Raw genomic sequence first — 13,759 nt, 5'->3', positions numbered from 1 at the left:
AGCGCGCGGGATACCCCACCGCAGCCGGGAAGCGCACATTCGCTCCCACTCGGCCACGACGCGCGGAACGGCGTGCTCGTAGCATGCTCGCCAGCGGCGGTCAACGGGCAGCGCGATCTGGCTCAGGAGCAGCCGCTCGCCGGCTTCGCGCGCGCGGAGCGGAGGCCGGGCGGCATGAAGCCCGGGTCGGCCGCGCGCTGCGGGACGCCGGCTGGCCGCGCGCCGGGGGCGCGCCGGCTGGCCGCGCGCCGGGGGGCGCGCCGGCGGCCGCGCGCTGCGGGGGCGCCGGCTGCGGCTGCGCGCGGCGCGAGCGCGCTCCGGCCGGCTCCGCGTCGACATCGATGTACAGAGGCGGTGACGATAACGGCTGTCGGACAGCCCGGAGCACCGGATTCACCGAGGGTGGGAGATGGGTTGAGCGCTCTCCGCCTGACGCGGCGCGGGCGGCGTGGGCGCGAGATGATGTGATGATGGAGAACGCGATCGGGCGTGACGCGCCACGCCGGAACACCGCGCCGGGCGCCGCGGACGTCGCGGGGCGCTCCCGGACGGCGCGCCGCCCGGCGCACGACCTGGGCGCGCGGCGAGCGGCGCACCCAGGTCGCGCGCTCTCCCCGGCGACAGCCCGCGACATCGCTATTTGCGCTTTGCGATCTCCTCGATAAGGGGGTTACCCTGGGGGGGTGGAGCTTTCGCGGCTACTCGATGAGCTCACCCTGGCGGCCAGCAGGGTCGGCATCGCCGTGAGGATGGAGGCGTTCGATCCGCACCTCTCCGACGCGCGCAATCCCCGCGGCGGGCTCTGCACGGTGCTCGGCAAGCGGCTCATCCTGGTCGACGCCAATGCGTCGCTGCCGGATCGCATCGCCACGGTCGCGGCCGCGCTCGCGCGCGTGGATTTGGAGTCCGTGTTCCTGCCGCCGATCGTCCGCGCGACCATCGGCGCCCATGCCCGCGGCGGGCGGCCGCGAGCGCCCGCGCCGGGCGAGCCTGTGAGGCTCTCCTCGCGCCGCGGGAAGGCCGGAAAGGCCCAGAGGCTGCTCCCGCTCGCCCGCACCAAGTGGCGTGACGCCTGAGGGGCCGAGCCCGGCGCTGGCGCTACTGCGGGAAGTCGGGCCGAGAGGCGAGCCGCCATGACGAAAAGGGCGCCAAGAGACCAGGGAAGTAGAAGGGGAAAGTGGAGGGACGACCCTTCCCCTCTCTTCTTGGCGTCGTTGGCGCCGTGGCGGTTCTCCTGCGGATCCGGGTCAACCTCCCGCAGTCGTGCTAGGCGAGCGCGCGCTCGACCTCGCCGTAGGTCGCCGCGATCGCCGCGTCGAGCTGCGCCACGTCGGTCCCGCCGGCCTGCGCCATGTCCGGGCGGCCGCCGCCCGAGCCGCCCACGATGCGGGCGATCGGCTTGATGAGCTCGCCGGCCTTGAGCCGCTCGGTCGCCGCCTTGGACAGCATCACGGCGAGCTGCGCCTTGTCGCCCACGGCCGCGCCGAGCAGCACCGCCGAGCGATCGCCCAGCTTGTCGCGCAGCTTCTCCGCGAGCTCGCGCAGCGCGCCCGGGTTGGTGCCGTCCGGCACCCGGCGCGCGAGCACCTTGATCCCGCCGATCTCCCGGGCGCCATCGAGCATCGCGTCGATGCCGCCGCCCGCGCCCTGCCCGGGGCCCGCCCCCTCCAGGATCCGCCGCTCGAGCTCCGCGACCTTCTTCTCGAGCTCCCGCTCGTGCGCGACGATCTTGCCGATCTTGTCGGCGAGGTCGCCGCCCTGCGCCTTCGCGACCTGCCGCGCCCGCGCGAGCTCGGCCTCGACGCTCCGGGCGTACGCGAGCGCGTTCAGCCCGGTCGACGCGAAGATCCGGCGCACGCCCGCGGCCACGCCGCCCTCGCTCGTGATCTTGAACAGCCCGATGTCCCCGAGCGCGCGCGCGTGCGTGCCGCCGCAGAGCTCGACCACCTCGGGGGTCATCGTGAGCATCCGCACGGTGTCGCCGTACTTCTCCTCGAAGATCGCCATCGCGCCGCGCCGCCGCGCCTCCTCCATCGGCAGGACCTCGGTCGTCACCTTCGCGTTCGTGAGGAGCTTCTCGTTCACCAGATCCTCGATCCGCGAGATCTCCTCGCGGGTGAGCGGCCGGTTGTGCGTGAAGTCGAAGCGGAGGATGTCCGGGCCGACGCGCGAGCCCTTCTGCTGCGCGTGCTCGCCCAGCACCTTGCGCAGCGCCCAGTGCAGCACGTGCGTGGCCGAGTGGTTGCGCCGCGTCGCCGAGCGCGCCGCGTGATCGACCGCCAGGTGGACGCGCTGCCCCACCGCGATCGCGCCCTCGCGGACCACGCCCTCGTGCACGACCAGCCCGGCGAGCGGCCTCTGCGTGTCCGTCACCTCGACGCGCAGCCCGTCCGCGGTCACCTCGCCGACGTCGCCGACCTGGCCGCCCGACTCGGCGTAAAACGGCGTCTCGCGGACGACGATCTCGACCGTCGCGCCCGCCTCCGCGCGGTCGACCAGGGTCCGCACCTTGCGCGCCCTGTCGCCCTCGCCCTCCAGGTCGACGCGGAGGACGGCGACGACCTCGCTGTCGCCCTCTTCGTGCTCGTAGCCGGTGAACCCGACCGGCTGCGCGAGCCGCGCGCGGGCCTCGCGGTGCGCGGCGGCCACGGCGGCGGTCGGATCGATCGGGCCGTCGGCCTCGGCGGCGCCGTGGATCAGCGCCTCGGCGCCCGGCACGTCGACGTCGAAGCTCGACTCGGCGCAGATGACCTGGGTCAGATCGAGCGGGAAGCCGTAGGTGGTGTACAGGTCGGCGGCCGCGGCGGCCGGGAGCGTCTTCTCGCCCGACGAGCGCATCTCCGCGAAGCGCTCGTCCAGGATCTTCATCCCGCGCTTCAGCGTCGACCGGAAGCGCACCTCTTCATCCTCGGTGACGCGCGCGATGAGCTCCCGCCGGTCCCTGAGCTCCGCGTACGTGTCGCCCATCCTGCGGACCACCTCGAGCGCGACCTCGTGCAGGAACGGCCGATCGATCCCGAGCCGGTGCCCGTGGCGGATCGCCCGGCGCATCACCCGGCGGAGCACGTACTCGCGCCGCTGCCGCTCGGGCATGATCCCCTCGGCGATCAGGAACGCGGTCGTCCGCGCGTGATCGGCGATGACCCGCATCGACACGTCGTCGTCGGCGCTCCCGCCCGTGTACGATTTCCCGCTGATCTCCGCCGCCTTCTCGACGAGGCCCCGGAGCAGGTCCGTGTCGTAGTTCGACGTCACGCCCTGGAGCACGCTCGCGAGCCGCTCCAGGCCCATGCCGGTGTCGATGCTCGGCGCGGGCAGCGGGACGAGCGGGCCGTCCTTCTCGACGCGCTCGTACTGCATGAACACGTTGTTCCAGATCTCGGTCCAGCCGGTGCCGTCGATGCGCGGCTCCTCGCCGAAGCGCGAGACGTCCGGCTCGTTCCCGTGGAAGAAGTGGATCTCCGAGCAGGGGCCGCACGGGCCGACATCGCCCATCGTCCAGAAGTTGTCGGCCTGGCCCAGGCGCAGGATCCGGTCGTCCCCGAAGCCGGTGACCTTGCGCCAGATCGCCGCGGCCTCGTCGTCGGCGGGGAAGCCGCCCTCGCCGTTGTAGACGGTGACCACGAGGCGCGAGGGAGGGATGTCGAACACCCGGGTCAGGAGCTCCCAGGCGAAGGCGATCGCGTCCTCCTTGAAGTAGTCGCCAAAGCTGAAGTTGCCGAGCATCTCGAAGAACGTCTGATGACGGGCGGTGACGCCGACGTTCTCGAGGTCGTTGTGCTTGCCGCTGATCCGGATGCACTTCTGGCTCGATGCGGCGCGCTGGTAGGGGCGCCTGTCCTTGCCCGTGAAGACGTCCTTGAACGGCACCATGCCCGCGTTCACGAACATCAGCGTCGGATCGTTCTGGGGCACGAGCGGCGCGCTCGGCACGATCTCGTGCCCGCGCTGGGCGAAGAACTCGAGGAATGTGCGGCGAAGCAGGTCGGAGCTGGCAGGCGTTTCGATGGACATAGGAGGAGGCGCGGTCTAGCACGACCGGAGGGCGGCATCCCACCTCCGCTCGCGCCGACCGCCCGCGGCCGCGCCGGTCAGCCGGCCAGCCGGCCGCGCCCGTCAGCGGCCGCGCGGGACGACGCTGCTGCCACAGGCGGCCTCGAGGGCCAGGGGGGCCCCCTTCAGCGCGCTCTCGATCGCGCCCGCGACAGCGTCGCTCTGCAGCTGGGCGAGCGCCTGCCGGCCCCGGGCGCGCCGCGCCTCGGCGAGCGCCTGGGCCGAGCCGGAGATCGAGCCCTTCAGCGTCTGGCTGGGCATCTCGCGGATCACGTACTCGACCCGGGCCGCGTAACCGACCCCGTCCGCCCCGTGGCGCCGGCTCAGCTGGGTGACCGAGCCGTCGATCGTAAAGGCGGGCAGCCTGCGGCTCTTGCCCTCGGCCGCCACGTCCAGGCCGTCGGCCACGATCTCGATGTCGGAGAGCTGCGCCACCCGGTCGCGCGTGTGCCGCCGGAGCAGCGACCCGAGCGTCGCGTCCTTCACACCGGAGCGGTTCTCGAACTTGCCCAGACGGACCAGGAAGCGCGCCTTCGAGGACCGCCTCGAGAGCCGGTCGATGGCGCCCTGGATCTGGCGCTTCACGCCGGCGGACGACTCGGCGGCGAGCGCCGCCTTGAGCGCCGGGACGGCGGCAGCGTTGCCCTGCACCTTGAGCGCGGCCGCGGCCGCGGCCCGGACCGCCGGGTGCGGATCGCGGAGCGCCCGCTCGAGGGCGGGCCGCGCGCCGGCGCTCTTCGACTTGCTGAGCGCCAGCACCGCCGCCACCCGCACCCGGTAATCCTTGCCGATCGCGAGGTCGCGGAAGGCCGAGCTGTCCCTGTCCCGGGCGGTCGACGGGGACGTCGACCCCACGACCACCGATGTCGCCAGGACCATCGCAATGAAGAGACGACGAAGCATCACGTCCCTCCGGAGATAGGGCGGCTTTCACCACCTCATCTCCAAGGTGAATCCATCCAGTCCCGCGACGCGCCCGGCGCGCAGACGGGCTTATCCTTGGCCAGGACGGTCGCGGGATCAAGGCCCCCGGTGGCCCGGAGCGCTCATGCAGGAGTCATGACGACCGCCGCGGGGGGGCCACATGGCCGCCCAGAGCGCCCATTTCCAGACATACTGTGACAGATGAGGTCAGTCTGCGCGGCGGTTCTGCTCCGCGGATCGCGCTCAGAAGAGGATTCCGAGATACCAGCGCACCGTCTGCGCGGTCTCGAGGTCGACCTCTCCCTCCGTCGGATCTCCCGGCAAGTGGTCGAGCCCGCCGAGCGGAAACAGCACGCCATACTGCAGCGCCGTGTAGAAGCCGCCCATCTTGTCCGGATCGTCGTTGAGCGTCCCGTCCTTCGACTGGAAATAGAGCTGGAAGTTCAGCTCGATGCCGAGATCCCGGGCGTTCCCGGGCGCCTGGACGAACTCCGAGGCGCGGCTCCAGATGGCCGAGGCGCCGCCGCCGAGCCGCTGACCGTTCTTGTCACGTGCGAAGTCGTAATCGACGCCGGGACGGAAATAATAGGCCCCCTGTACCCGAGACAGGATGTTCCTGAACAGGATCTGGTCGACCCGGTAGTCGGGGTGGAAGCGGAACGTCGAGTACGTGCGATCGGTCGAGTTCTGGGGATCCATGCCGCCGCCCTGCGGCTCGAGGGACGGCACGTCGTCGTCGCCGGTCGCGTAGCCGAAGCCGAAGTGCAGCCGCAGCCGGTCCTCCATGGCGCGGAGCTCGGTCTGCGTCGCGATGCCGAACTGGCGGATCCCCCAGCCCGCGTCGTCCGGCGAGAGGGGGTTCCGGTAATCGCTGTCGTCCTGGGTGCGGGTGTCGAGCGATCCGTAGATCATCGCCGCCTCGAGCTCGAAGCGGAACTTCTTGTAGAGGAGCTGGAGCCACACGTCGGGGAGGATCATCTCCGCGCCCCGGTGCACGTACCCCGCCGCGATGTCGTCGGCCGACTGGCCCAGCGCGGCGGAGCGGTCGCCGCCCGACCTGTCGTTCGCGAGCGCCTGCTTCCGGTAGGCGAAGTAGACGCCGCCGTTCACGACCGCGTTGCCGCGGGCGAGCTCGAGCTTCTGGAGCTCCGGGTTCTTGCGGCGGACGGCGACGAACACGTACTGATCGACGTCGTCGCCCTGGGCGAGATCGTGCGCCTGGCCCTCGAGGTTCTGGAGCGAGTAGCTCGTCGCCCCCTCGTTGGCCCAGTCCCACGCCCCGGCGAAGTAGAGGTCGTATTTCTTGATGCCCGTGACGAACATCAGCCGGTCGACCGTCGACTGATAGTCGGAGTCGTACCCGTCGCCGCTGTTTGCCACCATACCGAGGCCCCAGTGGTTCGGCATGCGGCCGAAGCGCAAGAGGCCGATCGGGGTCATGTACTCGCCCCAGATCCGCTTGACGGTGATGGAGTCGGTCGGCGCGTTCACGCCGGCGCTCGGCGCCCACTGGGTGCCGGCGAAGGCCCCGAGCGGCGAGTAGCCGCCCCGGCGGACCACCTCGTAACCGCCGTTCGCCCCCGGGCGGTTCGCGTAGCCCTCGGGCGTCGAGCCGAGCACGACGTTGTCGAGGAGATCGATCTGCGAGAGGATCCGCAGGTTGTCGCTGATGTGCAGCTCGGGGTTCAGCCGGAATCGCATGTTCGCGCCGGCCTGGGTGTCGCTGTCGCACGACCGGAACGAGCGCGTGCCGTCGCTGTTGTAATCCGGGTCGCAGAGCTGGACGGAGTGGGCCGGATCGTAGGAGTTGTCGAGCGGCTGTGGCCAGAGCGCCCCCTCGCGCGCGTCCTGTCGGCCGAGGGCGAAGCTGTTGAAGAACTCCCACCGCAGCCGGTAGTAGCCGTGGAACTCGAACGTCGGCCGCGCGTGAGACCACCAGTCCTCGGCGTAGACCTCGCTGGGCCGGGCGCCGATCTCGCCCTGGGTCGCCTTGCGCTCCGGCTCGGCCGGCGCCGGCCCTTCCGAGGCCGCCGGCCTGGCCGGTTGCGGCGCGGACGGCGCGGCGGCGCCGGGCGCCGGCATGAGCGGCTCGCGGCTCGCGGCGGGGGGCTCGAGGGCCTCCACGTCGTTGCCGCCCACGGGCGGCGGAGCCGCATCCGGCGTGGCGGGGGCCGCGCCCGGCTGGGCGGCGCCGGGCTGGGCCGGCGCGGCGGGCGCGGCGCCCGGCTGGGCCGGCGCGGCGCCCGGCTGGGCGGCGCCCGGTTGGGCGGCCGCGGCGGGCGCGGCGCCGGGCTGGGCGGCCGCGGCGCCCGGCTGGGCGGCAGGCGGCTGCGCGGGGGCCGCGGGCGCCTGCGCTGGCCGGGGCGCCGGCTGCGCGGGCGCCTGCGCTGGCCGGGGCGCCGGCTGCGCGGACGCGGAGGATGCGCCCAGCACGAGCGCGAGCACGAGACCCGACCGGAGGCGACGGCGAGGGGTGCCAGGGCTGCACGACGTTCCCGGAGACCGCAACGAGATGGGCATCTGCTTGGTTTCGTTCGCGCGTTGTCTGCCCCGCGCGCAGGAAGAGGTTGAAGGTGCGAGACGCGGTGGCCCGGAGGCCGGGGGCCGATGTCTCATGCCCGGCCGGTGTGGTCAAGGCGCCGCTCGGCCCCCGGGCCCTGGAACGCGACCGCCCCCCCGGGACCGCTCGCCCCGGCAGCCCGCAGCGCGCGCCTACCGGCGTCCTCGGCGGGCGCCTACCAGCGTCCTCGGCGGGCGCCTACCGGCGTCCTTGGCGCGCCCGCCTGACGCCCTCGGCGCGCCGCCCGGCGCCCTCAGCGCGCCGCCCGTCAAGCGCGTGATCCCGCGCCCGGCCAGGGAGCCCGAGCAGGCCACGGGCCACGGGAGGCCGCCGCTCCGAGGCGCCGCTCGGCCTGCCCCGTGGCCCGAGGTCGCGCCGCGCCGGCGTGGCGGACGGCGGGCGGGCGCCGTCCTGCCCTCTGGATCTCTCGCCCGAGCTGGGCGAGGCTGTGCGCCAGCAGCATCCCGCTCCGCCTCGAGGAGCCATGGAGAAAGCGCTCATGAACCGGACTCTCATTGCACTACCCCTCGCGCTCGCGTCGCTGTTCGCCACGGGCTGCGGCCACTCCGAGCAGGAGTGGAAGGCGCAGCTCGCCAAGTACAACGACCTCCAGAACCGGAGCCAGAAGAAGGAGGCCGAGCTCGAGAAGGAGCTCGCCGCGGCGAAGCAGCGCGTCGAGGAGCTCGAGAAGCAGCTCGCGGAGCAGGGCGCCGACATCTCGAAGATGAGCTCGACGCTGGAGGACCGCGAGAAGGCGCTGGCGGAGTACAAGGCGCGCGCGAAGCAGCTCGAGACGATCCAGGCGCGGTTCAACCTGCTCAGGAAGAAGCTCGAGGGGCTCGTCAAGCTCGGCCTGGAGGTCCAGGTCCGCAGGAACCGGATGGTCATCTCGCTGCCCGGAGATGTCCTGTTCGACTCGGGCAAGGACACCCTGCGCGAGGACGGCCAGGAGATCCTGAAGAAGATCGCGGACGTGATCCGGAGCGACAAGTCGCTGGTGGACCGCGATTATCAGGTCGCCGGCCACACCGACAGCCAGCGGTACAAGAACGGGCCGTTCTACGACAACTGGGGCCTGTCGCTGATGCGCGCGCGGGCGGTCTTGATGTTCCTGATCGGGAAGGAGGGGCGGCTGCCCATGAGGCACTGGAGCGCGGCGGGGTTCGCGGACACGGACCCCGTGGCCTCGAACAAGACGGCCGCGGGCATGCAGAAGAACCGGCGGTGCGATCTCATCGTGTTGCCGGACGTGGACGAGATGCTGGACCTCACGAAGCTCGCCACCAAGTAACCGGCGGGGCGCGGCGAGGGGCTGTGCCGGACAGGCGGCGCCGGGGGCGCGCCGGCGTTGCCTGCGCCGCCACGCTGGTCAGCCGACGCCCGGCTCCCTAGACTCATCGCCGCGATGCCCCGCTGGTTCAACACGGCAGGCCCCTGCAACCCGGCCGATCATTACATGCTCCCGGCCGAGGAGCGTCTGCCCGGCGTGCGGGAGCTCATCGATCGCAAGGCCTATTTCGTCCTGCACGCTCCACGGCAGATCGGCAAGACGACCTCGCTCCTGACGCTCGCCCAGGAGCTCACGCGCGAGGGGCGCTACGTCGCCGTGCTCGTGTCGGCAGAGGTCGGCGCCCCGTTCCCGGACGACCCCGGCGCTGCGGAGCTCGCGATCCTGGGCGAGTGGCGCGGTACGGCCTGCTCGCAGCTCCCGGCCGCGCTGCAGCCGCCGCCCTTTCCGGAGGCGCCCGCCGGCCAGCGCATCGGGGCCGCCCTGCGCGCCTGGGCGCAAGCCGCGCCGCGGCCGCTCGTCGTCTTCCTCGATGAGGCCGACGCCCTGCGCGACGCGGCGCTCATCTCCCTGCTGCGCCAGATCCGCAGCGGCTACCCCGGCCGCCCGCACGGCTTCCCGCACGCGCTCGCCCTCATCGGCCTGCGGGACGTGCGCGATTACAAGGTCGCGTCCGGCGACAGCGACCGGCTCGGCACGTCGAGCCCGTTCAACATCAAGGTCGAGTCGCTCACGCTGCGCAACTTCACGCGCGAGGAGGTCGCCGCGCTCTACGCCCAGCACACCTCCGAGACGGGCCAGGCATTCCGGCCGGACGCCGTCGATCGCGCCTTCGAGCTCACCCAGGGGCAGCCGTGGCTCGTCAACGCGCTCGCCCGCCAGCTCGTCGAGGTCCTCGTCACGGACCGCGCGCGGCCGATCACGCGCGCGGAGGTCGATCGCGCCAAGGAGATCCTCATCGAGCGGCAGGACACGCACCTCGACAGCCTGGTGGACCGGCTGCGCGAGCCGCGCATCCGCGCCGTGATCGAGCCCATGCTCGCCGGCACCGCGCTGCCCAGCGTGCCTCCCGACGACCTGCGTTTTGCCATCGATCTCGGCCTCGTGCGCATGACCGCGGAGGGCGGCCTCGACGTCGCCAACCCCATCTACCGAGAGATCATCGTCCGCGAGCTCGCATTCCCGATCCGGGCGTCTCTCCCTCAGCTCAAGGCCACGTGGCTCACGCAGGACGGCCGCCTCGATCCGGATCGCCTGCTCGACGCGTTCCTGTCCTTCTGGCGGCAGCACGGCGAGCCGCTCCTCGGCGCGGCGCCCTACCATGAGATCGCGCCGCACCTCGTGGTCATGGCCTTCCTCCACCGGGTCGTGAACGGCGGCGGCACCATCGATCGCGAGTACGCCATCGGCCGGGGTCGGATGGATCTCTGCGTTCGTCATGCCGGTGAGACGCTGGCCATCGAGCTCAAGGTCTGGCGCGACGGCCGCCCCGATCCCCTCGCCGAGGGGCTCACCCAGCTCGACGACTACCTGGCCGGGCTCGCGCTGGATCGCGGCTGGCTCATCGTCTTCGATCAGCGCTCCGGACAGCCCCCCATCGCCGAGCGCACGCGCCGCGAGCGGGCGCTCACCCCCGCCGGCCGCGAGGTCGTCGTGATCCGCGCTTGAGCGGAGGGGGCCCGGAAGTGTCCGCGCGCGCCGCGGAGCGAGCGTTTGGCGGCGGAGCGACCCCACCCCCTTGTAGAGTGCCTCAGCGCGATTCGCTGGTCCCGTTGTGCCGGTACGACGGGCAAGGCAAGGTCAGCTACGCGCGCCATCGCCGGACATGCTAAGTCTTCGCGTATGCCGACCCCCAAGCCCGCTGATGTCGATGCGTACCTCGCTGCCCAGCCTCCCGAAGTCCGCGCCGCCCTCGTCAACGTCCGAGCCGCGATGCGCCGCGCTCTCCCAACTTCCGTTGAAGCCATCAAGTACGGAATGCCGGCGTACCTCGTTGATGGCCGCGCCGTTGCATCCTTCGCGGGATGGAAGGACCATTACGCTCTCTACATCGTCTCGTCTACGCTCTTTGAAGCCATCACGAAGGATCTTGAAGGCCGCGAGGCGAGCAAGGGAATCATCCGCTTCAAACTCGACGAGCCCGTGCCCGAGTCCGTCGTGGTGCGGCTCTCGGAGTGGAACGCCGTCGCTGGCGGTATCGCCTCTGACGTCCCGAAGAAGCCGACGAAACCAAAGGCAGCTCCTTCGCCTACTCCAAAGCGCAACACTCAAAGACGAGCGCCTTGACCGGTTCTTGACGTCGATACAGCGCATCGCGATCCCCGCAGGCCTAACTATCATTCGACTGACCTCGACGAGCAGGTCGAAGCCATCCAGGATCCCTCCTTCCGGACTGCCCAACACCCCTCGACCGAGGCCGGCCTAGCACGGTCCGGAGCCGACCAAGCGACTCCGCCTGTGCCACCGTGTCCCGCTCCGGCTCCAACATCGCTGTAGGGACCATGCTCTCTCGATCGCCTCGTCGTCGATCACGACGCGCTCCTCGGTCAGATGATGCCGCCGTTCGCGAAGATCGTCTGTCCGTTGACCCAGTGGCAATCGTCGCCGCACAGGGCCGAGATAACGCTCGCGATATCCGATGGCTCGCCGATGCGCCTGTGCGGCGTTCGCCGCGCAAAGCCCGCGATCTGCTCAGCGGTCTTGCCGTCCGTGAACAGGGTTGTGTTCACCACGCCCGGCGCGATCGCGTTCACGGAGATTTGACGTCCTTCGAGCTCTCTCGCGAGGACGTTCGCGAATATCTCCTGCGCGCTCTTGGTCGCGGCGTAGGCGCCGTACGTGGCCGTTCGCAGCTGCGTGATGCTCGACGACAGCGTGATGATCCTGCCGCCATTCCGTACTCTCCTCGCTCCTTCGCGCAGGACGAAGAAGCTGCCCTTCTGGTTGACGTCGAGCATCCTCGCAAAATCCGAGTCGCTCATCGCGTGGAACGGCGCGAGGCGCATGATGCCGGCGTTGCTGATGACAACGTCGACGCCCCCAAAGGCGCGCTCAGTCTCGTCGAATAGCCGTCGTACCGCGTCGACCTCGCTGACGTCGGCCTGTACCCAGATCGCGCGTCCGCCAGCAGCCTTGATCTCGTCGACCACTGCGGCCGCCAGGTCGCGGTTCTTTTCGCAGTTCACGGTCACGGCGAATCCATCGCGAGCGAGCCGCTTCGCCGTGGCCGCCCCGATCCCCCTGGATGAGCCGGTCACCAGCGCCACCTTTCCGTTCGCCCGCGGCGCCTCGGCCTGCGCACATGCTACCGCAGCGACGCCAGCGACCGCCATCGCGGGTGCGAGCGCCGCGGCCCCAGCCAGGAACCTGCGCCGCGAATCGTCCTCAGAGCCCGACATGTTCCATGCCCTTTCTGCGTTGGTTGCGGGCTTCAGCATGCTCGCTCGTTCGGCCCCCGTCCTGCCTGGTCCCATCCAAATATTGCCTAATCCTTCAAGGCGAGCTACCGTCTCCGTCGGCGCTCGGGGCTGGACGGCGAGAGGCGAGGCGATGGACGCACTTCGGCGCGCGGTGCGAGACTACGCGAGCAAGCACGCGAATGGAGACGGGCTGGCGCTCACCGAGGTTCCGGGCCTGCGCATGATGTGCGCGCAAGCGCCGAGCGTCCCGCTCCACTCGATCTATCGACCGTTGGTGTGCCTTGTCCTTCAAGGTGCGAAGCACATGCTCGTTGGCTCGGAGGAGCGGATCGTCTCTCGCGGCGATTCGGTGATAGTCACCGCAGACGTGCCGGTCGTCGGGCGAATCGTCCAGGCGAGCCCGTCAGAGCCGTACCTGGCCCTGGCGGTCGAGCTGGACGTCGCGCTCATCAGGGAGATCGCCGCCGGATTGAGCTCGACGGCCGAGGACATGCCGAGCGCGCCACCTCTCCTCACCACGAGCATCGACGAGGTGGTGCTGGACTGCGCATTGCGTCTGATGCGATTGCTCGGCCGACCCGAAGCGATTCCACTGCTCCATCCAGGGATCGTGCGCGAGTTGCACTACTGGCTGCTGTCTGGGCCCCACGGAGCGGCGCTGCGGGCTCTGGCGCTGCCCACGAGCAGCGCCAGCCGGCTCGCGGCCGCGATCGCGATGCTGCGAGCGGAGTATCGGACGCGTATCCCGATCCGTCGCTTGGCGAAGAGCGCGGGGATGAGCTTGACGGCGTTTCACGTGCAGTTCAAACAGCTCACATCGTTGACGCCGGTCCAGTTCCAGAAGCAGCTGCGGCTGATGGAGGCACGACGACTCATGGTGCATGAGGCCGCATCAGCGACAGCGGCCGCCTTTGAGGTGGGCTACGTGAGCACATCACAGTTCTCTCGCGAGTACGCGCGGTTCTTCGGCGCGCCTCCGAAGCGGGACGCCCATCGGGCACGTTCCGCGCTGTCATCCAGGACACCGACCCGGCAGCGGGCGGCGATGAGTGTTTCGAAGTGATCGCACGGCCACGAGCAGCTAGGACTCGCAGGTCCGTGGTCGATCCGTCGGAGCCGCCCGGCCATCGCGGGGTGCTGCGGCGGCGCGCGCGAGGGCGGGAGGCTGAGGCGCCCGTCACGCTCCGGCTGTCGGGGATCGTGCAGTATGTGGCGCACGGGGTGACCGGCGCAGGACGGCCATACCTGGCCATGCAGTGGCTCGATGGCGTCACCCTGGAGGAGAGGCTCGCGGAAGGGCCGCTGTCGATCGCCGAGAGCGTGATGCTGGCGGCGACGCTCGGCGAGGTCCACCGGCTCGGCATCGTCCACCGCGACCGGAAGCCGAGCAACCTGATGCTCGTGGGCGGCGCCATCGACCGCACGACGCTGCTCGACTTCGGCATCGCGCGCGACCTCCGGCTCGCGCGGAGCCTGACGGCGCCCGGCGCGATCCTCGGCACGCCCGGGTAAATG

Annotated in this window: 10 protein-coding genes; 6 read left to right on the top strand and 4 right to left on the bottom strand. The window is 71.1% G+C overall.

Annotation, left to right across the window (positions count from 1 at the left end):
• Positions 1-683 precede the first annotated feature (683 nt).
• On the top strand, positions 684-1,076 hold the full coding sequence (locus WMF31_RS12855) for a hypothetical protein (protein ID WP_436602217.1): 393 nt from the start codon (positions 684-686) through the stop codon (positions 1,074-1,076).
• Between the two features lie 190 nt (positions 1,077-1,266).
• Here the strand turns inward: WMF31_RS12855 and alaS are convergent, their stop codons facing one another.
• The 3 genes from alaS to WMF31_RS12840 form a co-directional block, all read right to left on the bottom strand.
• Entirely contained in the window at positions 1,267-4,014 is a 2,748-nt protein-coding gene (gene alaS / locus WMF31_RS12850; protein ID WP_436602216.1) for an alanine--tRNA ligase, read from the bottom strand.
• A gap of 102 nt (positions 4,015-4,116) precedes the next feature.
• On the bottom strand, positions 4,117-4,956 hold the full coding sequence (locus WMF31_RS12845; RefSeq protein WP_436602215.1) for a HEAT repeat domain-containing protein: 840 nt from the start codon (positions 4,954-4,956) through the stop codon (positions 4,117-4,119).
• Between the two features lie 264 nt (positions 4,957-5,220).
• Positions 5,221-7,422, bottom strand: coding sequence for a TIGR04551 family protein (locus tag WMF31_RS12840; RefSeq protein ID WP_436602214.1), 2,202 nt, complete (start codon positions 7,420-7,422; stop codon positions 5,221-5,223).
• A gap of 614 nt (positions 7,423-8,036) precedes the next feature.
• Between WMF31_RS12840 and WMF31_RS12835 the strand changes: the two genes are divergently transcribed.
• From WMF31_RS12835 to WMF31_RS12825, 3 genes are all read left to right on the top strand, one after another.
• Positions 8,037-8,828: an OmpA family protein gene (locus WMF31_RS12835; protein WP_436602213.1), complete on the top strand. Its 792-nt coding sequence runs from the start codon at positions 8,037-8,039 to the stop codon at positions 8,826-8,828.
• A gap of 114 nt (positions 8,829-8,942) precedes the next feature.
• On the top strand, positions 8,943-10,493 hold the full coding sequence (locus WMF31_RS12830; protein ID WP_436602212.1) for an ATP-binding protein: 1,551 nt from the start codon (positions 8,943-8,945) through the stop codon (positions 10,491-10,493).
• A gap of 174 nt (positions 10,494-10,667) precedes the next feature.
• Entirely contained in the window at positions 10,668-11,111 is a 444-nt protein-coding gene (locus tag WMF31_RS12825) for an iron chaperone (protein WP_436602211.1), read from the top strand.
• Positions 11,112-11,371: 260 nt separating this feature from the next.
• Here WMF31_RS12825 and WMF31_RS12820 read toward each other — a convergent pair whose 3' ends face one another.
• Positions 11,372-12,223: an SDR family oxidoreductase gene (locus tag WMF31_RS12820; RefSeq protein WP_436606548.1), complete on the bottom strand. Its 852-nt coding sequence runs from the start codon at positions 12,221-12,223 to the stop codon at positions 11,372-11,374.
• A 151-nt stretch (positions 12,224-12,374) separates the two neighbouring features.
• Here WMF31_RS12820 and WMF31_RS12815 point away from each other — a divergent pair, with 151 nt between their 5' ends.
• A complete protein-coding gene (locus WMF31_RS12815) occupies positions 12,375-13,307 on the top strand; it encodes an AraC family transcriptional regulator N-terminal domain-containing protein (RefSeq protein WP_436602210.1) in 933 nt (310 codons plus the stop codon).
• Positions 13,308-13,342: 35 nt separating this feature from the next.
• Entirely contained in the window at positions 13,343-13,756 is a 414-nt protein-coding gene (locus WMF31_RS12810; RefSeq protein ID WP_436602209.1) for a protein kinase domain-containing protein, read from the top strand.
• Positions 13,757-13,759 lie beyond the last annotated feature (3 nt).

Source organism: Sorangium sp. So ce1036 (assembly GCF_051369805.1).
GTDB classification, from domain to species: Bacteria; Myxococcota_A; Polyangia; order Polyangiales; family Polyangiaceae; genus Sorangium; species Sorangium cellulosum_F.
Note: the sequence above shows the minus strand (reverse complement) of the source record. Positions and strands in the feature narration are given on the sequence as shown.

Excerpts from the sequence above, each read along its gene's own strand:
- WMF31_RS12815 (WP_436602210.1), top strand. The coding sequence starts at position 12,375 with ATGGACGCACTTCGGCGCGCGGTGCGAGACTACGCGAGCAAGCACGCG.
- WMF31_RS12820 (WP_436606548.1), bottom strand. The coding sequence starts at position 12,223 with ATGTCGGGCTCTGAGGACGATTCGCGGCGCAGGTTCCTGGCTGGGGCC.
- WMF31_RS12825 (WP_436602211.1), top strand. The coding sequence starts at position 10,668 with ATGCCGACCCCCAAGCCCGCTGATGTCGATGCGTACCTCGCTGCCCAG.
- WMF31_RS12835 (WP_436602213.1), top strand. The coding sequence starts at position 8,037 with ATGAACCGGACTCTCATTGCACTACCCCTCGCGCTCGCGTCGCTGTTC.
- WMF31_RS12845 (WP_436602215.1), bottom strand. The coding sequence starts at position 4,956 with ATGCTTCGTCGTCTCTTCATTGCGATGGTCCTGGCGACATCGGTGGTC.
- WMF31_RS12830 (WP_436602212.1), top strand. The coding sequence starts at position 8,943 with ATGCCCCGCTGGTTCAACACGGCAGGCCCCTGCAACCCGGCCGATCAT.
- alaS (WP_436602216.1), bottom strand. The coding sequence starts at position 4,014 with ATGTCCATCGAAACGCCTGCCAGCTCCGACCTGCTTCGCCGCACATTC.